Genomic DNA, 25,433 nt, shown 5'->3' with positions numbered 1-25,433 from the left:
GGATAAGACACCCGCCGGCGTCGGGTTCAAGGCGTGTGTTGTCGCCGGTATTGCCTCCATGCCAGCAGATCGGTCGCCGTTTGCCAAGCGCGTTGTGCCGCTGGCCAGCATCGGCGGGGTGCGTTCGGCTGATATACTCCCACCACCCCAATCCAATGCCTTCGGAGCTCAACGTGTCCACTGATTCGCCGCTGATCATCGCCCTGGATCATCCCTCGCTCGATGCCGCCCTGTGTCTCGCCGACAGGCTGGATCCCAGTCGATGCCGCGTGAAGGTGGGCAAGGAGCTGTTCACCCGTAGCGGGCCTGACGTCATCGAAGCGCTGCATGGCCGTGGGTTCGAGATCTTTCTCGACCTGAAATTCCACGACATCCCTAATACGGTGGCCGGTGCCGTGCAGGCGGCGGCGGAGCAGGGCGTGTGGATGGTCAATGTGCATGCCGGCGGTGGTAGGCGGATGATGGAAGCGGCTCGCGAACGGCTTGAACGCCATGGGCTAGCCACACAGCTGATCGCGGTAACGGTGCTCACCAGCATGGAAGCTGAGGACCTGGCCGAGGTCGGTATTGCGGCTTCCCCGGCGAGCCACGTCGAGCGGCTTGCGCTGCTGGCGCGCGACAGCGGTATGCACGGAGTCGTCTGCTCGGCGCAGGAGGCGGCCCGGCTGGCCGAGCTGTGCGGCGAAAGCTTTCTCAAGGTGACGCCGGGAATTCGGCCCCGCGATGCCGAGCAGAGCGACCAGCGCCGGGTCATGACGCCGAGCGCCGCCATGGCCGCCGGCAGCACCCATCTCGTCGTGGGGCGCCCGGTGACCCAGGCGCAAGATCCAATGGCGGCGTTAACTGCGATCGAGCAGGAGCTTCAGCAGGGCTGAGGCTATTCCCCCTCGATGCCGGTGATCGGACGGGTCGTGCCCCAGCTGCGACAGCGCGGGCACTGCCAATGCAGCGGCTGCCCCGAATGGCCGCAGCGCTGGCAGCGGTGGCGGGGGCGCGCCTCCAGCAGTGTATGGGTGTGCTGCTTGAGCAGCTGCAGGCGGTCATCCGTAGTGCCGTGCTCCTGCTGCTGGTGTTGGTAAAGGTCGAGTAGATAGTCCAGGGCGCCGAGGCTCGGCGCCCGATTGAGCTGGGCGCTGACCAGCGTCATGGCTGCCTGCACGCTTTCTCGCTTACGGCGGATTTCTGCCAGCCTGATGATCAGGCTGGTGATATGGGCGCGCTCCAGCAGCGCTTCCAGCGCATCCACCAGCCCCGCTTCGTCGTCGAGCATCAGAAAGGCGTGCTGCAGCGGCTCGAGCACGAGCGGCATGAAGTCGAGGTCCTGGTCGGGAATGCGCATCAGCAGGCGGATGGCTTCGCGATACTGGCCGGTGTCCTGGGCCAGGGCGGCCAACAGCAGATTGGCACGCACGCAGCGCGGGTCGATCGACAGCGCTTGGCGCAAGTGCTTGCGCGCCAGGCCGGGGCTTGCCGAATGCCGCTCCTGGTCGGCCAGCTCGCAAAGCCAGTGTGCCGCCGAGCGGCGAATGTCCTCGTGCTGTCGGATCAGGGCGGGGTTGGCCACCTCGAAGGCGTGCTGCCACTCCCCTTCACGGTCGTAAAGGTCAGCCAACAGGCGCTTGGCCGCCAGGCGGGTATCGTCGCTGCCGGTTTCGCGCACCACCTGCTGCAGCAGCCGTTCGGCCCGGTCGAACAGACCGAGGTGAAGGAAGTCGCGGGAGAGTTCGAGCTGGACCTGGTCGCTTTGCGCCGCGGTCAGCGTGGGGCGGGCGAGCAGGTTCTGGTGGATCTTCACGGCCCGATCCGCCTCACCCCGGGCGCGGAACAGGTTGCCCAGGGTGATATGCGTATCGATGGTTTCGCTGTTGACTTCAAGCGCGCCGACAAAGGTTTCGATGGCCCGGTCCGGCTGCTCGTTGAGGAGATAGTTCAAGCCGACGAAGTAATCCCGCGACAGCGAGGCCGATGGCGCGGGATCCTCATGCCGCCGTCGCTCGCGACGGCCTAGCCACCAGCCGATGGCGACGGCAGCCACCAATAGGGCCAGCAGCAGGGCATCGGGCATTTAAGGCAGTTCCTTCAGCTCCTGGACACGCAGGCGATCGAGCTCCTTGCGCTGCTGTCGGTTCAGGCGCTGTTCGCGGGAAAGCAGGGTACGCAACCTCAGCCATACGCCTGTCATCGCCAGCATGCCTAGCAGCACACCGCACACCAGGGCGGCAAGCAGCCACACCGATAGCGAGACCGCAGGGAGTTCCAGCCAGATGAGGTTGAGCGGTACCGTCTGCTGGTTGTTGACGGCGAAGAGAATGCCGACCAGCAGCACCGCCAGCAGGATGATGGCCAGGATCAGGCCTTTGAGCCAACGCATGTGGATATCCCTTGTGATTGGAAAGGTTAGTAGCCGAGGGCGCGGCTGGCATTGACCTGCTCGCGGAGTTCCTTGCCGGGCTTGAAGTGTGGCACGAACTTGCCCTCCAGAGCGACCGGTTCGCCGGTCTTGGGGTTACGGCCGACCCGCGGCTCGCGATAGTGCAGCGAGAAGCTGCCAAAGCCGCGGATCTCGACGCGTCCGCCCTCGGCAAGCGTGTCGGTGATATCATCAAGGATCAGGCGCACGGCAGATTCGACTTCCTTGATCGAAAGCTCCGGCTGTCGCATGGCGATCTGTTCGATCAATTCAGATTTAGTCATCGGCTTTCTCCAGACGATTCCTGGTCCGGAAGGACCTGGGCGGCATTCTTGTTCTTGTTCCAGCATACTGCGCAAATCGAGATAAAACAACGCACTACGACCATGGTCATGGAAACGGATGCAAAGGGCCGCGTGGCGCTGCCCCAGGCTGGGTGGCTTCGGTATACTGCTGGCTTCATTTCCTATCGAATCGAGGTCGACGTTGAGCGAAGCGACTAACACCGATGCCGCAGCCCAGCGCAAGCGGCTCTACTGGCACTCTCGCCGCGGCATGTGGGAGCTGGACCTGCTGCTGATCCCCTTTCTCGAGCACTGCTACGATCAGCTGGATGAACAGGACCAGGCGGCCTATCGCGCCCTGATCGAAGGCGAAGACCAGGATCTGTTTGCCTGGCTGATGCGGCGCGAGACGCCGCCGAACCCGGACTTCCACCGTATCGTGCAGCTGATCCAGGCGCATGCCGAGAATGCCGCTAACGATAGTCGTCGTCCCGTCTAGGCTGGCCTGGGGTTGTCAGGTGCTGCTGGCGCTGAGCGTGGTGGCAGCCCTGCTGCGCTTCGCCAGCCCCTGGCTGGTGGCGCTGGGTGGGGTGTGGCTGCTGTGGTTGGGCTGGCACCTTAACCGTAATGCAAGGGCAGGGGAGCTCGCGGCGCTACCGGGCGACAACGATTCCTTGGTCTGGCGTTGGCGAGAGGGTGGGGCGGGCAGAAGGCCTGGGCGTGAGCTTGAGCCTCCTGGGGATGATCCAGCGTGGCGCGATGTCACGCTTCGCTGTCGCTACCTCGGCGCCTATCTTCTGGCGCTGCAGATCGACGGGCGCACCCTGTGGCTGTGGCCCGACAGTGCTCCGCCCGATGCGCTGCGCCGCCTGCGTAGGTACCTGTTGGCGCAGCGCTGATGGGCCCAGGCTTAGCCGTGTTCGGTCAGGGCGCTGGCGTGGAGCCGGCTAGGCAGTGCCGGATCGTTTCCCGGGGTCTCGGCGTGGTGGGGGCAGCCGGGGTTGTAGTGCAGCCCACGCGACTCCCTGCGCGACTGTGCTGCCAGCACGGTGAGTCGAGCCAGCCGCAGCGAATGCCACAGCCCCGCGGCGGAAGCCTGCAGGCTGCCCGGCTCCACGGCTTGGCTGACTTCATCGCTCAGTTGTGCGAGTTCAGCGGCCGCGGCGCTCAGGCCGCTGTCGCTGCGCACGATGGCCACGCGGCGGCTCATGATGTCGCGCATCGCCAGCCGCCAGGCCTGGACTTGCGCTTCATCGACCCGCTGGCCGCCCGGCTGCCAGGGGCGAATCGGGAGCGTGCTCGTGGCCTGGCGCTCGGCCAGCCGGGCTGCGCAGCTGCGCGCAAACACCAGGCACTCCAGCAGTGAATTGCTGGCCATGCGATTAGCGCCATGCAGTCCGGTGCAGGCGGTCTCGCCGATGGCAAACAGGTGCGGCACACTTGAGGCGCCATCGAGATCGACGGCCACGCCGCCGCAGCTGTAGTGGGCCGCGGGCACTACCGGAATCGGCTGGCGGGTAATGTCCAGGCCTCTGCTGAGGCAGTGCGCATGAATGGTCGGAAAGTGATGGCGAATGGCCGCTTCGCCTAGATGACGTACGTCCAGCCATACATGGGGCGCTCCGGTGCGCTGCATTTCCGCGTCGATGGCGCGGGCGACGATGTCTCGGGGAGCAAGTTCGCCGCGAGGGTCGCGTTCGAGCATGAAGCGCACCCCATCGGTGCTGAACAGCTGGCCGCCTTCCCCTCGTACCGCCTCGCTGATCAGAAACGGCGAGCCGTCCGGGTCGTAGAGGCACGTGGGATGAAACTGCTGGAATTCCAGGTTCATCAGTTCGGCGCCGAGCTCGGCGGCCATCATCATGCCCTCGCCGCCGGCCGGGTTCGGGCTGGTGGTGTGGCGATAGAGGCCGCTGGCGCCGCCTGTGGCCAGTACTGTGTCCGCAGCCAGCAGTTCTACCGGATGGCCCGACGAGTTGACGCAGCGTGCGCCGCGGCAATGTCCTGCGCTGTCGGCGATCAGCGAGACGGCGGTCAGATCCGTGAGCTGCTGTATTGCCGGATGCGCCGCTACATGCTGCATCAATGTGTTGATCACGGCGCGCCCGGTGGCATCGGCGGCATGTATGATGCGCCTGGCGCCATGGCCCCCTTCGCGGGTCAGGTGATAGGGGTAGTCGGAGCCGGCGTCGCTGTCGCGGGTAAAGGGCACGCCAAGCGAGAGCAACCATTCGATGGCGGCGGGCCCCTGCTCCACGGTGAAGCGCACGGCGCGCTCATCGCACAGGCCGTCGCCCGCCACCAGGGTATCCTGCACGTGGGCGTCGAAATGATCCTTGGGAGAGAGCACGGCCGCAATGCCGCCCTGCGCCCAGCGGCTGGCTGCCTGGCTGTCATCGGCGGGAAAGACAAGGGTGACTCTGCGGGTAGTGGCTGCATGCAGGGCAAGCGTCAGCCCCGCGACACCACTGCCGATAACCAGTACGTCGTGTTCGCTACGGGACATGCGCGTTCTCGCTGCAGCACGTTATTCAACCGCGAATTTGCAGGAAAGAATGCCAGGGCAGGATAGCGGAGCGTCTGGTGCCCGGAGCCGGGCTCGAACCGGCACGGTGTTACCACCGAGAGATTTTAAGTCTCTTGCGTCTACCAATTTCGCCATCCGGGCGGCAAGGTTTCGAGCAGGCAGCTGAAGGAAAAAATGAATGGAGGCTGGAGTCGGAATCGAACCGGCGTACACGGAGTTGCAGTCCGCTGCATAACCACTCTGCCATCCAGCCTCATGGAGTCTTGATCAGAATCGAGAGTCATTTCGCCGATGCTCGGCTGATGCCTGTCTCGTTCTGTTTTCGATGATGGCTTGAGCAAAACACGCTCTTCATCATGAAATGGAGCGGGAAAGGAGATTCGAACTCCCGACCCTCGCCTTGGCAAGGCGATGCTCTACCACTGAGCTATTCCCGCTCGACTCGAGAGCGAAGTATACGGATAAATGGGTGTGTGTCAATCACTTGATGAGCGCAACTACATGGCACGGCTGAGGTGCGGCCAGGCGGCCCGCAGGTAGAGGGCCATCGACCAAAGCGTCAGAATTGCCGCCACGTGGAGCGTGACAACGCCGACCTGGGCGAGCGGCGTGCCCGGGAAGAAGGCAAGCAGCAGCAGCAGGGCAAGCATCTGCAGGGTGGTCTTGACCTTGCCCAGCCAGGATACTGCCACGCTGCCCCGCTTGCCCATTTCAGCCATCCATTCGCGCAGAGCGGAAATCACGATCTCGCGGCCGATGATCACCAGGGCGGGAAGCGTCAGCCACATGCTGTCGTAACGCTCGATCAGCAGCGCCAGGGCAACTGCCACCATCAGCTTGTCGGCAACCGGATCGAGAAAGGCACCGAAGGGGGTGGCCTGGTTCCAGCGGCGGGCAAGATAGCCGTCCAGCCAGTCGGTGATGGAGGCAAGGGCGAAAAGGCCGGCGGCAAGCGGCATGCTCCAGGCATAGGGCAGGTAGAAGAACATCACCAGCAGCGGGATAAAGGCGATTCTTGCCAGCGTCAGGATGTTGGGGATGTTCATGAAAAAGATGTTCCTTGCCTGAGGTCTGGGTTGCCGGGAGTCCATCATTCTATCCGTAGCCGCTGCCATCATCCATGCAGGGCTTGATGAATCGTCTCGGCCAGGGTGGCGCTGATGCCGGGCACCCGGGCCAGCTCTTCCTGGCTGGCCTGCTTGACGCCCTGCAACCCGCCGAAGAAACGCAGCAGTTCCCGGCGCCGCTTGGGGCCAATGCCGGCAATGCCTTCCAGTGCCGAGCTGCGGCGCGTCTTGTCGCGCCGCTGGCGATGGCCGGTGATGGCGAAGCGGTGCGCTTCGTCACGCACATGCTGGATCAGGTGCAGCGCCGGTGAGCTCGGCGTCAGGTTCAGGTTCTGGTCCACGGTTTCCAGGAACAGCGTTTCCAGGCCGGCCTTGCGCGTGGTGCCCTTGGCCACGCCTAGCAGCGTGACGTGGCGAAGGCCAAGCTCGCCAAGCACCTCCCGGGCGAGGTTGAGCTGGCCTTTGCCGCCATCCACCAGCAGCAGGTCGGGGGCAACCCCTTCGCCTTCGGTAAGCCGGCGAAAGCGGCGCATCAGGGCCTGCTGCATGGCACCGTAGTCATCCCCGGCCGCTACCCCTTCGATATTGAAGCGGCGGTAATCCGACTTGCGCGGCCCCTGGCGGTCGAAGACGACGCAGGACGCCACGGTGGCCTCGCCGTGGCTATGGCTGATGTCGAAGCACTCCAGCCGCTGGGGCGGCTGCTGCAGGCCCAGGGCGTCGCGAAGGGCGTCGAAGCGGCGGTCGAGTTCGGACTGGCTGGCAAGCCGGCTGGCCAGCTGCTGCTGCGCATTGGTAATGGCCAGTTCCAGCCATTGGCTGCGATGACCGCGCACCTTGTGCGCCAGCCGTACACGCCGCTGGGCGCGTTCAGCCAGTGCGCTCTCTACGATGCCGGCATCGGGAAGGGGCAGGTTGGTGATCACTTCGCGGGGGATCTCACGCCCCTGGCCGAGGTAGAACTGGCTGACGAATTCGCCAAGCACTTCGTCAGCGGCAAGATCCAGGCCATTTTCCGGCGTGTGATGACGCGCCCCAAGCAGCCGTCCCTGGCGGATCGAGAGTACCGAGATACATAGTGCGCCCTCACGGTCGGCCAGGGCGAAGGCGTCGGCATCGCCGTGCTCGGTATCGACGAATTGGCGCTGCTGTAGCTGGCGCAGGTGCTGGATCTGGTCGCGCAGCCGCGCCGCCTCTTCGAAGGCCAGGCTGCGGCTGGCGCTTTCCATGGCCTCGGTTAGCTCCGCGGTGACCTGTTCACTGCGGCCTTCCAGGCACATCACTGCATGGTCCAGGTCGCGGCGGTAGTCGCCTTCGTCGATAAGCCCAACGCAAGGAGCGCTGCAGCGGTCGATCTGATGCTGGAGGCAGGGGCGTGAGCGGTGCGCGAACACGCTGTCCTCGCAGTTGCGGATGCGAAAGATCTTCTGCATCAGCGACAAGCTTTCGCGCACGGCGCTGCTGCTGGGATAGGGGCCCAGGTAGCGGCCGTCGTCGTGGCGCCGGCGGGCTCGCTTGTACTCCAGCGCTGGGTAGGGGTGGCGATCGCTGACGAAAATGAAAGGGTAGGACTTGTCGTCGCGCAGCAGGATGTTGTACGGCGGGCGCAGTTCCTTGATCAGCGTTTGCTCGAGCAGCAGGGCTTCGATCTCGCTGCGTGTCACCGTGACCTGGATGTCGGCAATGCGGCCCACCATGGCCTGTGTCTTGGTATTCAGCTGGCCGCGGAAATAGCTAGCTAGGCGGGCCTTTAGCCGCCGTGCCTTGCCTACGTAGAGCGTGTTGCCCTGGGCATCGACCATACGGTAGACGCCCGGTGACTGGGTGAGGTGGGCCAGGAACGGCTGTGAATCGAAGGTCATCGCAAGCTGATGGTGGTGCGTGTCGCCCCAGCTTACCAGAAGGCGGCGCTCATTGCGGTGCCTGGAAGCCTTCGACCAGGCCGTGCTTCAGCCCTAGGTGAGTGAGTTCGACATCGGTCTGCACGCCGAGCTTCTCGAAAATGCGATAGCGATAGGTATTGACGGTCTTGGGGCTCAGGAACAGCCGGTCGGAGATCTCGGCAACGCGCTGGCAGTTGACGATCATCATGGCCACCTGAAGCTCACGCTGGGAGAGCTGGTCGAAGGGATTCTCATCCGACTCGAAGCGCGCCAGCACCAGGCGCTGGGCGATGTCCGGGCTGATATAGCGATGGCCGGCGAACACGCTGCGGATGGCCTCGACCATGGCAGGGACCTGGGTATCCTTGCTGATGAAGCCGCAGGCGCCGGCTTCAAGCAGGCGCTGGGCAAAGTTGTCTTCCATGAAGCCCGTCAGGGCGAGGACGCGAACATCGGGATGGTTGCGCATGATTTTGCGCGTGGCTTCTAGCCCGCCGATCCCCGGCATGCGCAGATCCATGACGACGACGTCTGGCTCGAGCTTGCGGCATAGGGTGATGGCTTCTTCGCCGCTGGCGGCTTCGCCGACTACCGCAATGTCTTCTTCGCTGGCCAGCAGGTGGGCCAGGCTGGTGCGCACCAGATGATGATCATCGACAACGAGAACCTTGATCAAGCTGACGCTCCTCGTCAGGTAAAAAAACTGGGGACAGAAGACGTCGTAACGCAGGCGGCATGCCGGCACAAGCGTGGGCGCCAGGCTGCTGGGACGTTGGCCGCTGCGCACGTCGGCAAGATTGCCATACTCTTCTCGTAAGGGAAATTAACCTAGCGTCTATTCGCCAGTTCTATCGTTTCGGCACAATTTAACTTGACGACGCCCCGGTGCGTGAGTATGATCTGCGTCGTTCTCGCCGGGTGCGGGAACGCTGTGGGGCCTTAGCTCAGCTGGGAGAGCGCAACACTGGCAGTGTTGAGGTCAGCGGTTCGATCCCGCTAGGCTCCACCAATGAATCTCATGAAAAAGCCGCCTGGCCCAGTCAGGCGGCTTTTTCGTGTTTGCCTCCTCCCCGTTGCCGATTGCCAGCCGGCCGGTCTCGGTGTGACCTGGCGAAGGTGTCGTCTACCCTGAAGCAGCCAGTTCGCCAATCAGGGAGGCAAGGAAATGCCGAATCTGCATAATGCGGTAGTCGTGATCACCGGTGCCTCGAGCGGGATCGGTCGCGCCAGCGCCTATGAATTCGCCCGCCATGGCGCCGCGCTATTTCTCTCGGGACGAGACCGTCAGGCCTTGCATGAGGTGGCTGAACGCTGCCATCGCCTAGGCGGGCAGGCGCGCATTGCGGTGGCCGACGTGACGGACCCCGAGGCGATGTCGCGTCTGGCCGATGGTGCAGTCGAGACGGCGGGGCGAATCGATGTGTGGGTCAACAATGCCGGCATTGGTGCGCTGGGCGTGTTCGACGAAATGCCGCTCGAGGTGCACGAGCAGGTCATTCAGACCGACCTGCTGGGCTGCCTGCGCGGAGCCCATGCTGTGCTGCCGCACTTCAAGCGGCAGGGCCGCGGCATCCTGATCAACAATATCTCTCTCGGCGCCTTCGCTCCGCAGCCCTATGCCGCTGCTTACAGCGCCGCCAAGTTCGGTCTGCGTGCCCTGGCCGAGAGCCTCCGTGGTGAGCTGCACGCCTGGCCGCATATCCATGTCTGCAATGCCTACCCCTCGGTGATGGATACCCCGGGGTTTCGCGATGGCGGCAACTATACCGGCAAGGCCATTACGCCGGTGCCGCCGGTCTACGACCCGCGGCGTGCGGCAAAGGCAATCGTCGGGCTGGCGCAACGTCCGCGGGCCAGTGCCTTCGTCGGCTTGCCCGCCTTGCTGGCCTGTCTGTCGCCGCTGGTGCCGGGCTACAGCACCCTGAACGGCTGGCTGGTCAGCCGGGCGCTGGAGCGTGCTGGCCCCATGCCGACCTCCTCCGGCAATCTCTTTTCTCCTCCCAGCGGCGAGCGGCGTATCGAAGGGGGGTATCGCAACCGCCGCGCGCGGCGTCGGGCCGCCATGGTAGGTGCCCTGGCGGGTGGCGTGCTGGCGGGGCTATGGTTGTCCGGCAGGGGACGCAGCTCCAGGCGCTAGGTCCGGTGCCGGGCGCCTTTCGGGTGCAGGCCTTGGCGAGGCTCGTGCCTGCGCCTATCTTTTTTATCAGAAGCGTTATCCATCGGTAGCGTTATTTCATCGGTAGCGTTAATTCAACGATGGCGTTGGTTTCTTGGTAGCCTTGACGCGAGAAAGGAGACTCTTGTGAGCGACACGGATCTGGGCAACATGGATGCGGGCCAGCTCAAGGCATTGTATGAAGCGGGGCGTGCCTCGCCGCGTGAAGCGACAAGGGCGGCGCTGGAGCGCATCGAGCGCTTCAACGGGGCGGTCAATGCCTACGTGTTTGTCGATCATGAGGGGGCCGAGGCGGCGGCAGCGGCGTCCGAGCGGCGCTGGCAACAAGGCAGGCCGCTGAGCGAGATCGACGGGATACCGGTCTCGCTGAAGGACTTGACCGAAGCGGCGGGCATGCCCGCCAGCAAGGGGTCACTGACCCGCTCTAGCGAGCCGTGCCGCCATGACGCCCCTCCGGCACGCATGCTGCGTGAGGCGGGTGCGGTCTTCCTTGGCAAGACCAACACGCCGGAGTTTGGCTGGAAGGCCATTACCGACAATCAGGTCTTCGGCGCCACCGCCAACCCGTGGGATACCCGTCTCACGCCGGGAGGTTCTTCCGGCGGGGCGGCGGTGGCCGCTGCGCTGAACATGGGGGTGTTGCACCAAGGCGGCGATTCAGGAGGATCGATCCGCATTCCAGCGGCATTCACGGGCACCTTCGGCTTCAAGCCGACCTTCGGCTGGGTGCCCGAGTGGCCGCGTTCAAAGGCAGCTACGCTCTCCCACCTGGGGCCCTTGACGCGCACGGTGCCGGATGCGGCGCGCATGCTCAACGTAATGGGCCGCTACGATTACCGCGATCCCTACGCGCTGCGCGGCCAGCCCGACGACTGGGGGCAGGACCTGGAGCGCGGCCTTGACGGCCTGACGATTGCCTTCGCCCCGACGCTTGGGCGAGGCGTGGTCGACCCCGAGATCGCCCATGGCGTCGAGCAGGCCGCTCGGCACCTAGCGTCGCTTGGCGCGGTGGTCGAAGAGGTCGAGCTCGATCTCGGCTCGCCCATCGAAGTCTTCAACACTATCTGGTTCACCGCATCGCTGGCCGTCTATCGTGAGCATGACGAACGCGACCGGCAGCGCCTGGACCCGGGAATGGTGGCGGATGCCATGCGCGCCGAGCGGATGAGCGCGCTCGACATGTTCTATGCCATCGAGGCGCGTGCCAGGCTGACCGAGCGGCTTGAGCACTTCAACCAGCGTTACCATCTGGTCATGACGCCTTCGGTGGCGGTGCCTCCGTTCCCGCTCCATCACGATGTGCCGCCAGGCAGCGGCATGCGTGACTGGGAGGAGTGGTCGCCGTTCTCCTATCCGTTCAATCTCAGCCAGCAGCCGGCTGCCTCGGTGCCCTGTGGTTTCACCCGAGCCGGGCTGCCGATCGGCTTTCAGCTGGCCGGTGGCAAGCATGACGACGTGCGTGTACTCAGGGCGGCACATGCCTACCTGGGTGCTTATCCGCCGCGCTTTCCTGAAACTCCTCGGGTACCGGCCTAGCTCGCCGCCTGGCTGGAGTGGGCTGGGGCCTTATGGCGAGGTGGCAGGGTGCCCTTCAAGCCACGTTGCCAGCGCCTCGGCAGGCAGCGGCGGGCAAAGGTGGAGCCCCAGCGCCTTGCGGATGCCGAGTTGACTTATCAGAGCGAGGGCTGGTTCATCGTCTATGCCCGTCAGTACCGGTTCGATGTGCAGTGACTCGAGAAGCCGGCATAGGCCTTCCAGCAGGCTGCGGTCGGTTTCGCCATTCGCCCTCAGTGCACTCGGGATCATGGCCTTGCGCACCGGCAGGCGCGCCAGCCAGGCCAGCTCCAAGGGACCTTGACCCATCTCGTCCACGACGATGCCGATGCCGAGCCGTTCCAGCCGCTTGAACAAATGCAGCGAGGCGTGAAGGTTCTCACCCAAAGAGCGGGCAGGCAGCTTCAGCATCAGCCAGTCGAAGGGTTCTGCCGTCAGGTCGCGCAGGAACTGGTCCAGCGGCCGGTGATCGAACGGCTCATTGGTCAGGTGCGAGCCGCACAGGGGAATGGTTACCGGCAGGTCCGCCAGGGCGGAACCGGCCTGGCGCCATGCGCTGCGGCGATCGAGTGTGGCCTGGATTGCCCAGCGCTTGAGGCGAGTGCCAAGCCCGAGGCGGGTGATGGTGTCCATCTGCTCCATGGGCGGGCCGGGCCAGCGCTGGGGGTCACGCCAGGCCAGCACCGCCTCGAGCCCGGTGCACTTGCCGCTGGCCATGTCCAGCTCGGGCTGGAAGCGCAGTGTGACATGCTGCTCCGGCAGCAGCAGCGCTTCGCGCAGCTGGTTTTCCAGGCGATAGTTCGCCTCGAGCTGGGACGTGAGGTGATGATCGACGAAGGCCAGGCGTCCCGGCCCCTGGTGACGGGCGCTGTACATGGCGCTGCGGGCCGCATCGATGAGCGCTTCCCCCTCCTGCGCATCATAGGGGTAGAGGGCGATACCGATCGATACGGTCAACAGCAGGTAGCGATCTTCACTGACAAAGGGAGGCTCCAAGGCCTCTTGCAGGCGTTCGGCCACGATCTGAGCGGTTTCGGCCGTGCCCTCTTTCTCCAGCAGAACGACAAACTGGTCGCTGGCCAGCCGGGCCAGGGTGTCCTTGCTGCGCAGCGTTTTTTGCATGCGCTGGGCCAGCTCGCCCAGCGCCTTGTCGCCAGCTGCATAGCCATGGGTCTGGTTGATTGCCTTGAAGTCGTCAATGTCAATGAACAGCAGCGCCAACGCGCAGTCTGAGCGCTCCGCCTGAGCCAGACCATGGTTGAGCCGGTCGCGCAGCAGCAGCCAGTTGGGTAGGCCGGTGGTCGGGTCGATGTGAACCCAGTGGCGCTCACGGAACAGGGGGCCGCTGTCCGATGCCAGGGTCACGAAGGTGCGCAGGAAGAGCCCCGTCGACCCGCTGACGGGCAGGCTGTCGACGGTCATCAGGACGGGCAGCGATTCGCCACTTTCACGCCGGCACAGCATTTCCTGCTGCCATGAACCGGTCGGGGCGGTCTCCTCGCCGGGTTGAGCCGATGAACGCAGCAAGGCGAAGAAACGCGACACGGCCCAGCCGGTGGTTTCACCGCGAGAACAGCCCGCCAGGCGGTCGAAGGCCTCGTTGGCCAGCACGATGGTTCCGCTTGCGTCGGTGATGGCCATGCCGATCTGGCTGTGCTCGAAGGCATTCAGCACCAGCCGTGCCGGATGCAGGGCCAGGTCGCGGAGCTCGTTGCCCGGGGGGCGTCTGCCTTGGTGCGTCATGGGCTGGGTAATCTTTCCTATGGCCGAGGAGGCCGCGTCTCACTGCCGCGGACGTGGTTGAGGTGAATATCGACCTGCAATGCATGGACTTTAGCGCCATTTCGCTAATGCCAGCGGCTTTTCTTGCGTGTTGGCAGCCGGCTCGCGCGCTCCTCCTTGAGACGTTTCGTGGCAGCTCAAGTTCTTTACACCATGGCCGATATTGCGAGAACACGCCTCTCTTGTCTGGCAGCGGCGCTGCAGTGGCAAGAAGCTAGCCGGGTCGCCCCGGCAAGATTTGCTCTGGCCTGGATGATTGAGGGGAATTCGTTGCATCTTTCGGCTCGCATGGCACTGTTCTCGCGCGCACTGTTTTCGCTGCAAGGGCGGCTTCTGGCTGGCCTGGCCATGACCTGGCTGGTCATTGTCAGCATGCTCTTGATGCTGTCGTGGAGCTTCGGAAAGGGGCTGGTCGATGAGGTGAACCTCGCTCACCTGCGCTATGAGTCGAGCTTGATCGCCGATGACCTGACGGCACAGCTCAACCGGCGTTTTAGTACCCTGCAGCGCCTGGAAAGGCACCTGCGCAATGCTGATGCGGGCCAAGCGGCCGGAGCGCTAGAGGACGGGCACTTGCTGCTCGAGTGGTTCGATGGGCTGATGGTGACGGACGCACAGGGCAGCATAGTGGCCGACTGGCCGGTCGTGCCAGAACGGGTCGGCTTGGATGTCGCGGAGACGGAGTACTTCCGCCTGGTCAGCCGCTCGCCGTGGCCCTATGTCAGTGAGCCCTTCGTTGGCCGGGCCTCTGGCGATTCCCTGGTGCTGATGCTGGTGCCGCGCTGGACCGACGAAGGCCGGTTTGCCGGCGTGGTGGGCGGCATGCTCAACCTCAGCCAGGGTGGGCTGTTTCGTCGGCTGGAGGAGATTCGTCTGGGCGAGAACGGCCATGTCACGGTATGGACGGCCTCCGGCCGTCAGCTCTTTCAACCGCGCCGTCTGCGTCAGTCAGGCGTGCCGCCGGGTCAGTCGGATTCGCTGGCGTTGGCCCTGGACGGCTGGCAGGGTGAAGCCTTCTCGTTGCTTCCCGATGGGGAGCCGGCGCTGGTGGCCTATCGCCAGATCTGGCCGGCCAACTGGGTGGTGAAGGTATCGCTGCCCCAGAGCCAGGTCCATGCCCCGCTGGCGGACTACCTGCGCAAGCTGTGGTGGGCTTGGCTGGCGCTGGCCCTCTTGCTGCTGGTGACTATGCGTTGGCTGGTCACTCGGCTGCTGCGGCCGTTGCGGAGGCTGGAACGTCAGATCGCGCAGGTGGGCGCAGGCGAGCGCCACTATCTGGAACTCTTCACCAACATGCATGAGCTGCGCCAGGTCGCCAGCAGCTTCAACCGGCTGGAGCGCGAGCGTTTGGCAGCCCTGGAGCATCTTCGCGACCGCCAGGCCTTCCTGGATGCCGTGCTGGGGTCGACCCCGCTGGGCATGTTCGTGGCGGACCTGCAGGGGCGGTTGAATTACCTGAACCCGGCGCTGCTGGAGCTGCTGGGGCTCGATGCGCTCCGCAGCACCAACGACTGGTGGGGGCGCATTCATCCGCTGGATCAGGAAGGCACCCGCGACCTGTGGAGCCATTCCCTGAATACCGGCAGCGACTTCATCCGCCAGCTGCGCTACCAGCATCCCGGCGGCGACACCCTGTGGCTCGAAGTGCATGCCAGCCAGGTGCGTGGCAACGACCAGCCGCTGGGCTTCGTGGGTATGGTCAAGGATATCACCGAACGTCGGCAGCAGGAGGCGCTGCAGCGCTGGGAGGCGGAGCACGACCCGCTTACCGGGTTGCTCAACCGACGTGGCTTCGAGCGTCGCCTGGAAGAGGCGCTGGCGGAATATGCCAAGACCGGTACCCCCTCGGTGCTCATTCTGTTCGATCTTGACCACTTCAAACCCATCAACGACAAGGGCGGGCATGCGCTGGGCGACGAGATGCTGCGTCGCGTGGCGCAGGTGGTGGCCTGGGAAGTGCGGCGCAGCGACCATGTGGCTCGCCAGGGCGGCGACGAATTTGCCGTGCTGCTGCCGAGCTGCACCCTTCAGCAGGCAAGGGAGATCGCCGAATCCCTGCGTCGTGCGGTATCGGAGGTGACGGTGTCGCATGAAGGCGAGACCTATCACATCTCGCTTAGCATGGGCGTCACGGCCATGCAGGAGGGTGATCAGGCCATCGAAACGGTGCTGGCACGAGCCGATGAAGCGTGCTACCTGGCCAAGGCCAGTGGGCGCAATGCGGTATGCCTGGCGGAGCCCGAGTCCAGCCGTTGCGACCAGTAGGTTAGTCAGGAAGCAAGGTGAAAGGGCGCGGCGGGTGCCGGGATATACGCTGCGGCAAGCCAGCGTGCGGGTCTCCGTGGCCACTGCAGGTGGCCACCGGGCATGAGGCAGAAAAGAAAAGGGGCGGGGAAAAGGGAAATGGAAAAGGGAGAAAGAATCAGACCTGCGCGTTGAGGCGTCCCGGCTGCGCCGCGACGCGGCCGCTGGCGCCGTAGAGGGTCTTCTCGGCGGCCTGATGGATGAAGCCCAGCAGCCGGGTGTTCTGCTCCATGCGCAGCCCGACCAAGGCGCCGTTGCGCTCGTTCAATCGCTGTGCTTTCCGGGTCAGTTCCAGCGTGGCCTCCCAGGCGTCCTGACAGCCGGCATCCGCGGCGGCCTGGCGCGCACCCTGGGCATCCTCGGCGTAGCCCAGGCGGCGCTGCACGCCAAGGCGCAGGGCTTCGCAAGATTCCAGCTCGCTCAAGTAGTGCTGCTTGCGTTCGGCAAGCTCGCCCAGCACCTGGCCGTTGAGCTCGGCCTGCACCAGTTGTTCACGCTCGCGCTCCAGCAGCTCGATGATCCGCGTGAGACGCCGGCGTTGATCCTGCAGCAGCCGCGCCAGGCTCATGGCTTACCTTGCTCGTCCAGCAGCGACTGGATCAGGCCGTCGGCAATCCGCTCGGCGCGAATGTCGAGGCGGCCTTCCCGAATGGCTTCGCGGATCTCTTCCACCCGGTTCATGTCGATGTCGCGGGAGGCATCGGCCGCCGTCTGGCGCAGGTGCGTCTTGGCCGCAGGGCCGGCATCCTGCTGCGAGGCGGGTGTTGCTCCCTTGACCGGCTGGGCGTCGTCGCGCTGGGTCGACGGCAGCGGGCGCGTCAAGGGGTTCTGGTTATTGATCTTCACAATAGGGGCCTCATGAGCGGGGCTTTCTCCTACTATCGGCAGTGCCAGACGGAACTTTAGGCAGTGCGGTGCCAAAGCGTCGGGCACCCTGCCGGTCAGGGCTCTCGCCGTGTCGCCAGGGTGCCTCAGGCCGGTTCAGAAGTCCACGGCGAGCAGACCTTGGCCGATCACCCGCGCCGTGACCATTTCGCGCGAATCGAAGCGCACGCGTACGCGATCGCCCATCCCGCCCGGTTCAAGCGCCTGCCCCTCACGGGCGATCCGAAAACCGCTGCCGTGGGCCTCCACCACCACCCTTTGGTTGCGCTCCACCAGGGGCAGGGCACGCAGGTGATGTGCCTGCAGGGTTTGGCCGGCACCTAGCGGGCGTGTCAGCACCTGGCCGACGATCTCTGCGGAGTCCAGCAGCGTGCGGCTGGGCAGCGCGGCGAGATTGCCCCGGCGGCTTTCGAGATGGTGGGGCTGCACGCTATCGCCGGCAGCGAGCGATGTCGCCAGCACCGGGTAGTCGCCGATCACGCCCACTTCCGCTTGCAGGTAGCGCACCTGGCGCCCGTCGCTGCCGCAGCGCACGCCGACTGACACGCGCCCAAGCGCAGGTTCGCCTTCGCGGGTCAGGAACGGCTGGGGAAATTCGCAGGCGGGCATGACCGCCGAGGTGGGGCGCACCTCGATGATGATTTCCTCCCCCAGCGGTTCCGCCTGCTGATGAAGGAAGCGCTGCACGACGTCGAGCAGGGCGGCGTCGTCTGCCAGCGCCCCGGCCGGGGGCAGGCAGGCGAAAAGGGCCAGGGCCAGCAGGGCGGCAGCCGGGCGGCGGGCAGCAACAGGGCGTGGGCGGCGGCGCAGCATATCGACCGGCTCGTGTAGGGATGTAGAGGCATTCTAGCCCTGGCGCCAAGGGTGAAATAGGTGAAATGGATGAGGAAACGCGGGCTGTTCTTGCCATTGAGGTGACACCGCCCTGGCTATTCTCCAACCTCAACAAGTTCCGCATGTTCTAAACCAGGTACGCAACGGGAGTGCCGGCATGATCGACCAGCTCGAAGCCGCCTTTAATTACCATCAGCAGGCGCTTGGCCTGCGCCAGGAGCGGCACAAGGTGCTGGCCAGCAACATCGCCAACGCCGATACGCCGAACTACAAGGCGCGCGACTTCGACTTTGCCAGCGAGCTCAAGAAGGCGGTGGAGCACGGGGGGCGCTCCTCCGGGGGCGGCCTGGCCCTGGCGCGCACTGCCGATCGTCACCTTGCCGGGCAGGCCTTTTCGGCGCCGGGGCGTGACCTGCTCTATCGGGTTCCCGCCCAGCCCAGCCTCGATGGCAATACCGTCGACATGGATCGCGAGCGCACCGCCTTCGCCGACAATGCCGTGCGCTACCAGGCCGCGCTGACCATCATCAACAGCCGCATCCAGGGGCTGAAGAACGCCATGCAGTCCGAGTAAGCCGCCGGGACACTCAGGAGCTTTCCCAATGTCCATGTTTTCTGTTTTCGATATCGCCGGCTCGGCCATGAGTGCCCAGTCCCAGCGCATGAACGTCACCGCCAGCAACCTGGCCAACGCCGACAGCGTGGCAGGCCCGGACGGCGAAGCCTATCGCGCCAAGCAGGTGCTGTTCGAGGCGCGCCTGCAGGGGCGCCATGGCATCGGTGGGGTGGGCGTGCGCCAAGTGGTGGAAGACCCCTCGCCCCTGCGCCTGGAGTACCGCCCTGAACATCCGCTGGCCAACGACGAAGGCTATGTGGCCATGCCCAATGTCGAACCGGTGCATGAAATGGTCAACATGATTTCGGCGTCGCGCTCCTACCAGGCCAACGTCGAGGTGATGAACACCAGCAAGCAGATGATGCTCAAGACGCTCACCTTGGGCGAGGGTTGACGCCATGCCCACCGCTATCGATGCCAACGTCATCTCGCGCATGAACGCCGGCGGCCCCTCGCCGCGTGACGCCAGCCAGTCCGCCGAGCTGCGCGACAACTTCATGACCCTGTTGATCACGCAGATGAAGCACCAGGACCCGCTCAATCCCATGGAAAACCATGAGATGACCTCCCAGCTGGCGCAGATCAACACCGTCAGCGGGATCGAGCAGCTCAACCGCACGCTGCAGGACATCACTGCCCAGATGCACGCCGGCCAGGCGCTACAGGCAACCGGCCTGATCGGCAAGGGCGTGCTGGTGCCGGGTGATCGCGTTCTGCTCGAGCACGGCGAGGATGGCGCGCTGCACACCACGCCGTTCGGGATCGAGCTGGGGCAGTCGGCCGACAACGTCCGCGTGGTGATCACCAACGCCAGCGGCCAGGTCATCAATCGCTACGATATCGGCCCGGTCAAGGCCGGCGTGGAGTCCTTCGTGTGGGACGGCCGCACCAGTGAAGGCGAAGCTGCGGTGGCCGGCAGCTACCGCGTGCGTGTGGAGGCCACCAGCGGCGAGCGCACCCTGGCCGGTTCCACACTCAACTATGCCCTAGTGGGCGGCGTGACCCCGCCGGACAAGAATGGCGGCGTGAAGCTGGACCTGGGCGCGATCTACGGCCAGGTCGGGCTCGACCAGGTGAAGCAGATTCTTTGAACGGGGGCGCCAACAAGGCGCCGACACAGCATAAGAGAACCGCGCATAGCGGCAAATTAGCCGGCAGGCAGAGGAACGAACATGAGTTTTTCGCAAGCATTGAGCGGCCTGAATTCCCAGGCTCAGAAACTGGGCGCGATCGGCAACAACATCGCCAACTCCCAGACGGTCGGCTTCAAGGGCTCCAGCGTCCAGTTTTCCGACGTGTTCGCCAACTCCAAGGTGGGGCTGGGTACGCGGGTAGCCTCCGTGCTGCAGAACTTCAGTGAAGGGAACATCGAATCCACCAACCGCAACCTGGATCTGGCCGTTGCCGGCAGCGGTTTCTTCCGCTTCATGGATAACAGCGGTGAGGTGGTCTATTCCCGTAACGGTCAGCTCACCATGAAGGCCAACGGCGACCTGGTAAACGCCCAGGGCTTCCAGATCATGGGCTACGGCCTGAACGCTGCCGGTCAGGTGCAGGTGGGCGGTCAGCCGGTGCCGTTGAATGTCTCTGCCGAAGAGCTGGCAGCCAGCGCGACCACCCGGGTCGGGACGACGATCAACTTGGATGCGCGCAAGTTGCCGGGCTCTGAAGATATGAGCTCTGTCGAAGCCCGTGATGCGAATGGTGGCCCGCTAACCATTGACTATCACTATTCAAACAACTTCACCGTTTACGACTCACTGGGTAACCCTCGCAATATAACCGTCTACTACGAGAAGACTGATGCCAATCAGTGGACGGCTAAGATGACGCTTGATGGAAAGGCTCTTGTCGAAAGGGATGCTGATGGCGATCCCGTAATAGTTGATGACAAGCAAGTTCCGCAGGGATTTACGCTTCGGTTTAATCCCAACGGCCAGCTGATAGAACCTGCTAACAATGTCTTTGAAAATATTACCTTCGTTGCGGCGGATTATCTTGGCGGGGGGGCGAATAATCTTGAGTTCAACCTCGACCTTGCGGGTACCACTCAGTTTGGTAACACCTCCACGGTCAGCCAGCTGACCCAAAACGGCTATACCTCCGGCACCTTGGTCGGCATCGTCATCACTGATGATGGCACCATCATGCGCAACTACTCCAACGAGCAGTCGCGCCCCGCCGGCCAGATTGCCCTGGCCAGTTTCCGTAACCCCGAAGGCCTGGCCCCGGCTGGCGACAACGTCTGGCGTGCGTCTGCCGAATCCGGCCAGGAGCTGGTTGGCGCGCCGGGCACCGGCCTGCTGGGCGGTATCGTCTCCGGCGCGGTGGAAACCTCCAACGTGGACATGGCCCGTGAGCTGGTCGACATGATCGTGGCGCAGCGGGCCTACCAGGCCAACTCGCAGACCATCAAGACCCAGGACGAACTCCTGCAAACCGCCATCAACCTGCGCTAAGCGCTACTGACTAGCGTCAGGGGAGTCGAGTCATGGACCGCATTCTCTATACCGCCATGAGCGGCGCCAAGCAGACGATGGACCAGCAGGCGGTGGTAAGCCACAACCTGGCCAACGTCTCCACCAGCGGCTTTCGCGCCCAGCTGCATGCCATGCGCGCCGTGCCGGTACAGGGCGACGGCGCGCTGGCGACTCGCGTCTCCGTGGCGGCTACCACGCCGGGCAGCGACTTCAGCCCGGGGCCCATCAATCGTACCGGCCGTGAGCTGGACGTCGCCCTGATGGGCGACGCCTGGCTTGCCATTCAGGCCGCCGACGGCAGCGAAGCCTACACCCGACGCGGCGATCTCGAAGTCGGACCCGATGGCCTGGTCACGGTGCTGGGTCGGCCGGTGATTGGTGAGGGTGGCCCGCTCATAGTGCCGCTGGGGTCGAGCGTTACCATCGGTGCCGACGGCACGCTCAGCGCCATCGGGGAGGGGGAAGGCCCCGAGGCGCTGGTCGACGTGGGAAGGCTCAAGCTGGTCACGCCGCCCCAGGCCCTGCAGCGCGGTGACGACGGCCTGTTCCGCATGCCCTTGAACGACGAGGGCGAAGCTCAGGCGCTGGCGGCCGATGACGACGCCGGCGTGGTGAGCGGCGCCCTGGAAGGCAGCAACGTCAGCGCGGTCGAGGCCATGGTCGCCATGATCGACGTGGCCAGGCGCTACGAAATGCAGATGAAAGTGATCAGCACGGCTGACGAGAACGCCCAGCGGGCCAACAACTTGCTCTCTCTACAGGGCTGACGAGGCTGACGCCCGTAAGCTGAGGAACCACCATGATCAAATCGCTTTGGACCGCCAAGACGGGGCTCGAATCCCAGCAGGTGAAGCTGGACGTCATCTCCAACAACCTGGCCAACGTCAGCACCAACGGCTTCAAGCGCTCGCGGGCGGTATTCGAAGACCTGCTGTACCAGAACCTGCGCCAACCCGGTGCGCAGAACGATGTGCAGAATCGCCTGCCTTCCGGCCTGCAGGTGGGTACCGGCGTGCGCCCGGTGGCCACCGAGCGCCTGCACACCCAGGGCGGTCTGGAACATACCCAGAATTCCCGAGACCTGGCCATCAACGGCAACGGCTTCTTTCAGGTGCTGATGCCCGACGGCTCCACGGCGTATACCCGCGACGGCAGCTTCCAGCTCAATGAGAACGGCCAAATGGTGACCGCCAATGGCTATCCCCTGGAGCCGGCCATCATCATTCCCGACAACGCCCTGTCGATCTCCATCGGCGAGGACGGCACTGTGTCGGTCACCCAGCCCGGCGTGACCCAGGCGCTGGAAGTAGGGCAGATCTCTCTCTCCACCTTCGTCAACTCGACCGGGCTCGAGAGCATCGGTGGCAACCTCTATCTGGAAACCACGGCGTCCGGACCGCGCAACGAGACCATGCCAGGCATGAACGGTGCCGGGCGACTGTTCCAGGGGTATGTCGAGACCTCCAACGTCAACGTGGTGGAGGAGATGGTCAGCATGATCCAGACCCAGCGCGCCTACGAGATCAACAGCCGGGCGGTGCAGACCAGCGACGAAATGCTGGCGCGTTTGAGCCAGCTCTGATGAGACGCCTTTCCGCCCGTTCGGGGCGGAGCAAGGCCGAAAGCGAGTGAGAATGAAAGGTACGAGCATGACGACGCGTTTGGCCATGGTGCTACTTGCCGTTCTGGCGCTGGTATTGGGTGGCTGCGCCCAGGTGCCGCGCGCTTCCGTGGTCGGCGAGCAGGAGCAGATCACCATCGCCGAGCCGCCGCCGCGGCTGGCCAACGGCTCCATCTACCAGGCCCATCGTGGCGTACAGCCGCTGTTCGAAGATCGTCGCCCGCGCATGGTGGGCGATATCCTGACTATCGTGCTCGACGAGCAGGTCAGCGCCAGCAAGAACGCACAGTCGAACATGAACCGCAGCGGTTCGGCGGGGCTCGATATTTCAGCGCTGCCCGATGTGCTCGATCGCCTGGCCGAACGGGGCATCGACCTGTCCGGCAATCTCTCCGGCAACAGCGACTTTGCCGGCGGCGGAGGCTCCCAGGCCAGTAACAGCTTCACCGGTACCATCACCGTGTCGGTGCTCGAGGTGATGTACAACGGCAACCTGCGGGTGCGCGGCGAAAAACAGATCGCCATCAATCAGGGCGTAGAGTTCATCCGCTTTTCCGGCGTGGTCAACCCGCGCACCATCACCGGCCAGAACACCGTTCCTTCCACGGCAGTGGCAGACGCCCGGATCGAATACGTAGGCAACGGCTATATCAGCGAGGCGCAACACATGGGCTGGTTGCAGCGTTTCTTCCTCAACGTTTCGCCTTTCTGATGCGACGAGTTAGCGAGGCGGTCATGACGACTCATTCCTTATCCAGCGCCAAGCGTTTTCACGCTACGGCGGCAAGATGGCTCACGCTTGCCTTGCTCTGCCTGGTCGCGCTGCCGGCGCAGGCCGAACGCATCCGGGAAATCGCCACCTTCGCCGGCGTGCGCGACAACGTGCTGGTCGGCTATGGCCTGGTGGTGGGCCTCGATGGCACCGGCGACCAGACCATGCAGGCGCCCTTTACCGGGCAGAGCCTCACCAACATGCTGTCGCAGCTCGGCATCACCGTCCCGCCAGGCACCAATATGCAGCTGCGTAACGTGGCGGCGGTGATGGTCACGGCCGACCTGCCGCCGTTCTCGCGGCCTGGCCAGCGCCTGGACATCAACGTTTCCTCCATCGGCAATGCCCGCAGCCTGCGCGGCGGCACGCTGCTGATGACCCCCTTGAAAGGGGCGGATGGCGAAACCTATGCCATTGCCCAGGGCAACCTGCTGGTCGGCGGTGCCGGGGCGGCGGCGGGCGGCGCCCAGGTGCAGGTGAACCAGCTGGCAGGGGGACGCATTCCCGGTGGCGCCATGGTCGAGCGCGAGGTCCAGCTGGATCTCGGCCTGCACGGAGGGCTGTTGGAGCTAGAACTCAAGCAGGCCGACTTCGGGACCGCGCAGCGCGTGGTCAGTGCGATCAACGCCGAGTTCGGGCGTCCGGTGGCAGCGGCCCGCGATGGCCGCGTGATTGCGCTGGATGGCCCCACGAATGCCAACTCTCGGGTCAACTTCATGGCCCAGGTGGAGAACATTCGCGTCACGCCGACCGAGGCGCCGGCGAAGGTGGTGTTCAACGCCCGCACCGGCTCGGTGGTCATGAACAGCGCGGTCACCCTGCGGCGTGCCGCGGTGGCTCATGGCAACCTCTCGATCATCATCGATACGCGTTTCCTGGTCAGCCAGCCGTCGCCCTTCGGCGAGGGCACCACCGTGGTGGTGCCGGAAACAGGCATCACCCTGCAGGAGCAGGATGCCTACCTGCAGATCGTCGAAGGCGCCAACCTGGTGGACGTCGTCAATGCCCTCAACGCGCTTGGCGCCACGCCCAGCGATCTGATGGCGATCCTTGAAGCACTGAAGGCGGCCGGGTCGCTGCGCGCCGACCTGGAGATCATCTGATGGCCATTCAGAATATGAGCAGCCAGCTGGCCATGGACGTGCAGGGGCTCGAGCGGCTCAAGCATACCGCCAGGCAGGATGAGGCGGCCGGCCTGCGCGGAGCCGCGCAGCAGTTCGAAGCGCTGTTCCTGCAGATGATGCTCAAGAGCATGCGTGACACCATCCCCTCCGGCGGGCTGCTCGACAGCCAGCAGGGCGACTTCTACCAGTCCATGCTCGACCAGCAGTGGGCGCAGACCATGGCCGGGCGCGGCATCGGCCTGGCCGACCACCTCGTCGCGCAGCTGGAGAAACAGCTCGGTGTTGCGCCGGCGCGATCGGCCGTCGCCGATGCTGAGCTTTCCGAACTCATCGCAGGCATTCCCCGCGGCACGCCTCGCGTGTTGAAGGATGCACTGCAGCCCGAGCCCGACGGCGACAAGCCGATGACCGAAGACCGCGTCGCCAGCCAACAAGGCGCCGCCGAGCCCGTGGCGCTGCCGGCGAGCTTCCTCGATGAGCTGGAAGCCGTACGAGGCGGCTTCATGGCGGCGCTGGACGCCAAGCTGCCGGCGGCGGCAAGCCCACCGCCCAGCAGCGAGAATCGCCCGACGCCTCCGGTGCGGGAAACTCGCGCCGGTGTGCCTGCGGGCGAGCACGTGCAGCGCTTCATGGAGCGACTTTCGGCGCCCGCCCAGGCCGCCAGCCGGCGCACGGGCGTGCCGGCCGAGCTGATCCTGGCCCAGGCAGCGCTGGAAACCGGCTGGGGGCGCCACGAGATTCCCACCGCGGACGGCAGCAACAGCTACAACCTGTTCGGCATCAAGGCGGGCAGCAGCTGGCAGGGGCGTACCACCGATGTCACGACCCATGAATACATCAACGGGCGGCGCACGCGGATGGTCGATACCTTCCGCGTCTACGGCTCCTTCGAGGAGGCCTTCACCGACTACGCCCGGCTGATCGGCAACAACCCGCGCTATGCCGCGGTGACCACCGCCGGGGATGCCGCGCAGGCCGCCAGGGCGCTGCAGGCGGGAGGCTACGCCACCGACCCGGCCTATGCGGACAAATTGATCGCCGTGATGAATAGCATGGGGCCGATGCGGGCACGCGACTCGCTGGTGTTCTTCAGCTACTGAACTCTCCGAGGCAG

26 protein-coding genes and 4 tRNA genes are annotated in these 25,433 nt (G+C 64.8%); 16 read left to right on the top strand and 14 right to left on the bottom strand.

The genetic code is table 11. The features are described from left to right. Positions 1 to 173: 173 nt before the first annotated feature. Positions 174 to 875, top strand: a complete 702-nt coding sequence (pyrF, locus tag ACT7B3_RS10535) for an orotidine-5'-phosphate decarboxylase (protein ID WP_445157906.1) — start codon at positions 174 to 176, stop codon at positions 873 to 875. 2 nt (positions 876 to 877) lie between these two features. On the opposite strand, the gene lapB is transcribed toward pyrF, so the two are convergent. Genes lapB through ACT7B3_RS10520 form a run of 3 tightly spaced genes read right to left on the bottom strand, consistent with a single transcriptional unit; the run spans position 878 to position 2,760 of the window. Beyond that, positions 878 to 2,065 (bottom strand): lipopolysaccharide assembly protein LapB, encoded by a 1,188-nt coding sequence (gene lapB, locus ACT7B3_RS10530; protein ID WP_444677425.1) that lies wholly within the window; start codon positions 2,063 to 2,065, stop codon positions 878 to 880. Then, a complete protein-coding gene (locus tag ACT7B3_RS10525; protein WP_444677426.1) occupies positions 2,066 to 2,371 on the bottom strand; it encodes a LapA family protein in 306 nt (101 codons plus the stop codon). It lies immediately after the preceding gene. Positions 2,372 to 2,397: 26 nt separating this feature from the next. Next, the gene (locus tag ACT7B3_RS10520) at positions 2,398 to 2,760 is read right to left on the bottom strand and encodes an integration host factor subunit beta (RefSeq protein WP_445157905.1); all 363 of its coding nucleotides are present in this window, start codon (positions 2,758 to 2,760) and stop codon (positions 2,398 to 2,400) included. 136 nt (positions 2,761 to 2,896) lie between these two features. Between ACT7B3_RS10520 and ACT7B3_RS10515 the strand changes: the two genes are divergently transcribed. Further along, positions 2,897 to 3,193 (top strand): FAD assembly factor SdhE, encoded by a 297-nt coding sequence (locus ACT7B3_RS10515; protein ID WP_444677428.1) that lies wholly within the window; start codon positions 2,897 to 2,899, stop codon positions 3,191 to 3,193. Positions 3,194 to 3,212: 19 nt separating this feature from the next. Further along, positions 3,213 to 3,593: a hypothetical protein gene (locus ACT7B3_RS10510; RefSeq protein ID WP_444677429.1), complete on the top strand. Its 381-nt coding sequence runs from the start codon at positions 3,213 to 3,215 to the stop codon at positions 3,591 to 3,593. An 11-nt stretch (positions 3,594 to 3,604) separates the two neighbouring features. Here the strand turns inward: ACT7B3_RS10510 and nadB are convergent, their stop codons facing one another. The 7 genes from nadB to ACT7B3_RS10475 form a co-directional block, all read right to left on the bottom strand. Next, entirely contained in the window at positions 3,605 to 5,200 is a 1,596-nt protein-coding gene (gene nadB / locus ACT7B3_RS10505; RefSeq protein WP_445157904.1) for an L-aspartate oxidase, read from the bottom strand. A 75-nt stretch (positions 5,201 to 5,275) separates the two neighbouring features. Next, positions 5,276 to 5,362 (bottom strand) — tRNA-Leu (locus tag ACT7B3_RS10500). Positions 5,363 to 5,400: 38 nt separating this feature from the next. Then, positions 5,401 to 5,474: transfer RNA gene (locus ACT7B3_RS10495), tRNA-Cys, on the bottom strand. A 109-nt stretch (positions 5,475 to 5,583) separates the two neighbouring features. Continuing rightward, positions 5,584 to 5,658: transfer RNA gene (locus ACT7B3_RS10490), tRNA-Gly, on the bottom strand. Positions 5,659 to 5,718: 60 nt separating this feature from the next. Beyond that, on the bottom strand, positions 5,719 to 6,267 hold the full coding sequence (gene pgsA / locus ACT7B3_RS10485) for a CDP-diacylglycerol--glycerol-3-phosphate 3-phosphatidyltransferase (protein WP_445157903.1): 549 nt from the start codon (positions 6,265 to 6,267) through the stop codon (positions 5,719 to 5,721). Between the two features lie 68 nt (positions 6,268 to 6,335). Then, on the bottom strand, positions 6,336 to 8,150 hold the full coding sequence (uvrC, locus tag ACT7B3_RS10480; protein WP_445157902.1) for an excinuclease ABC subunit UvrC: 1,815 nt from the start codon (positions 8,148 to 8,150) through the stop codon (positions 6,336 to 6,338). Between the two features lie 49 nt (positions 8,151 to 8,199). Further along, entirely contained in the window at positions 8,200 to 8,847 is a 648-nt protein-coding gene (locus ACT7B3_RS10475; protein ID WP_444677432.1) for a response regulator, read from the bottom strand. A 257-nt stretch (positions 8,848 to 9,104) separates the two neighbouring features. Between ACT7B3_RS10475 and ACT7B3_RS10470 the strand changes: the two genes are divergently transcribed. The 3 genes from ACT7B3_RS10470 (at position 9,105) to ACT7B3_RS10460 (ending at position 11,883) form a co-directional block, all read left to right on the top strand. After that, positions 9,105 to 9,180, top strand: a tRNA-Ala gene (locus tag ACT7B3_RS10470). Positions 9,181 to 9,336: 156 nt separating this feature from the next. After that, on the top strand, positions 9,337 to 10,308 hold the full coding sequence (locus tag ACT7B3_RS10465) for an SDR family oxidoreductase (RefSeq protein WP_445157901.1): 972 nt from the start codon (positions 9,337 to 9,339) through the stop codon (positions 10,306 to 10,308). A 165-nt stretch (positions 10,309 to 10,473) separates the two neighbouring features. Then, complete coding sequence (locus ACT7B3_RS10460) at positions 10,474 to 11,883, top strand: amidase (RefSeq protein WP_445157900.1); 1,410 nt, start codon at positions 10,474 to 10,476, stop codon at positions 11,881 to 11,883. Positions 11,884 to 11,913: 30 nt separating this feature from the next. Here the strand turns inward: ACT7B3_RS10460 and ACT7B3_RS10455 are convergent, their stop codons facing one another. Then, entirely contained in the window at positions 11,914 to 13,644 is a 1,731-nt protein-coding gene (locus ACT7B3_RS10455; RefSeq protein WP_445157899.1) for a diguanylate cyclase domain-containing protein, read from the bottom strand. A 309-nt stretch (positions 13,645 to 13,953) separates the two neighbouring features. Here ACT7B3_RS10455 and ACT7B3_RS10450 point away from each other — a divergent pair, with 309 nt between their 5' ends. Continuing rightward, the gene (locus ACT7B3_RS10450) at positions 13,954 to 15,948 is read left to right on the top strand and encodes a sensor domain-containing diguanylate cyclase (protein WP_445157898.1); all 1,995 of its coding nucleotides are present in this window, start codon (positions 13,954 to 13,956) and stop codon (positions 15,946 to 15,948) included. Between the two features lie 157 nt (positions 15,949 to 16,105). Here the strand turns inward: ACT7B3_RS10450 and ACT7B3_RS10445 are convergent, their stop codons facing one another. From ACT7B3_RS10445 to flgA, 3 genes are all read right to left on the bottom strand, one after another. Further along, positions 16,106 to 16,555, bottom strand: coding sequence for a flagella synthesis protein FlgN (locus ACT7B3_RS10445; protein WP_445157897.1), 450 nt, complete (start codon positions 16,553 to 16,555; stop codon positions 16,106 to 16,108). After that, positions 16,552 to 16,833 (bottom strand): flagellar biosynthesis anti-sigma factor FlgM, encoded by a 282-nt coding sequence (flgM, locus tag ACT7B3_RS10440; protein WP_444677437.1) that lies wholly within the window; start codon positions 16,831 to 16,833, stop codon positions 16,552 to 16,554. Before flgM ends, ACT7B3_RS10445 begins: the two co-directional genes overlap by 4 nt. Before the next feature lie 135 nt (positions 16,834 to 16,968). After that, complete coding sequence (gene flgA, locus ACT7B3_RS10435; RefSeq protein ID WP_445157896.1) at positions 16,969 to 17,685, bottom strand: flagellar basal body P-ring formation chaperone FlgA; 717 nt, start codon at positions 17,683 to 17,685, stop codon at positions 16,969 to 16,971. A 178-nt stretch (positions 17,686 to 17,863) separates the two neighbouring features. On the opposite strand from flgA, the gene flgB reads away from it, so the two are divergent. From flgB to flgJ, 9 genes are all read left to right on the top strand, one after another. Then, the gene (flgB, locus tag ACT7B3_RS10430; RefSeq protein ID WP_445157895.1) at positions 17,864 to 18,280 is read left to right on the top strand and encodes a flagellar basal body rod protein FlgB; all 417 of its coding nucleotides are present in this window, start codon (positions 17,864 to 17,866) and stop codon (positions 18,278 to 18,280) included. Between the two features lie 28 nt (positions 18,281 to 18,308). Continuing rightward, positions 18,309 to 18,716, top strand: coding sequence for a flagellar basal body rod protein FlgC (flgC, locus tag ACT7B3_RS10425; RefSeq protein WP_445157894.1), 408 nt, complete (start codon positions 18,309 to 18,311; stop codon positions 18,714 to 18,716). Positions 18,717 to 18,720: 4 nt separating this feature from the next. Further along, complete coding sequence (locus ACT7B3_RS10420) at positions 18,721 to 19,413, top strand: flagellar hook assembly protein FlgD (protein WP_444677439.1); 693 nt, start codon at positions 18,721 to 18,723, stop codon at positions 19,411 to 19,413. 81 nt (positions 19,414 to 19,494) lie between these two features. Beyond that, entirely contained in the window at positions 19,495 to 20,781 is a 1,287-nt protein-coding gene (gene flgE / locus ACT7B3_RS10415) for a flagellar hook protein FlgE (RefSeq protein ID WP_445157893.1), read from the top strand. 32 nt (positions 20,782 to 20,813) lie between these two features. After that, complete coding sequence (locus ACT7B3_RS10410) at positions 20,814 to 21,569, top strand: flagellar basal body rod protein FlgF (protein WP_445157892.1); 756 nt, start codon at positions 20,814 to 20,816, stop codon at positions 21,567 to 21,569. 32 nt (positions 21,570 to 21,601) lie between these two features. Continuing rightward, positions 21,602 to 22,384 carry a flagellar basal-body rod protein FlgG gene (gene flgG / locus ACT7B3_RS10405; RefSeq protein WP_445157891.1) on the top strand — a complete coding sequence of 261 codons (783 nt, stop codon included), beginning with the start codon at positions 21,602 to 21,604 and terminating at the stop codon, positions 22,382 to 22,384. Positions 22,385 to 22,451: 67 nt separating this feature from the next. Beyond that, positions 22,452 to 23,135, top strand: a complete 684-nt coding sequence (locus ACT7B3_RS10400; protein ID WP_444677440.1) for a flagellar basal body L-ring protein FlgH — start codon at positions 22,452 to 22,454, stop codon at positions 23,133 to 23,135. Positions 23,136 to 23,158: 23 nt separating this feature from the next. Then, positions 23,159 to 24,298 (top strand): flagellar basal body P-ring protein FlgI, encoded by a 1,140-nt coding sequence (locus tag ACT7B3_RS10395; RefSeq protein WP_444677441.1) that lies wholly within the window; start codon positions 23,159 to 23,161, stop codon positions 24,296 to 24,298. Next, on the top strand, positions 24,298 to 25,419 hold the full coding sequence (gene flgJ / locus ACT7B3_RS10390; protein ID WP_445157890.1) for a flagellar assembly peptidoglycan hydrolase FlgJ: 1,122 nt from the start codon (positions 24,298 to 24,300) through the stop codon (positions 25,417 to 25,419). The genes ACT7B3_RS10395 and flgJ overlap by 1 nt, the downstream gene beginning before the upstream one ends. Positions 25,420 to 25,433: the final 14 nt, after the last annotated feature.

The sequence above is a fragment of the Halomonas sp. E14 genome, assembly GCF_052568415.1.
The sequence above is the reverse complement of the archived record's forward strand: the minus strand, read 5'-3'. Positions and strand labels throughout refer to the sequence as shown.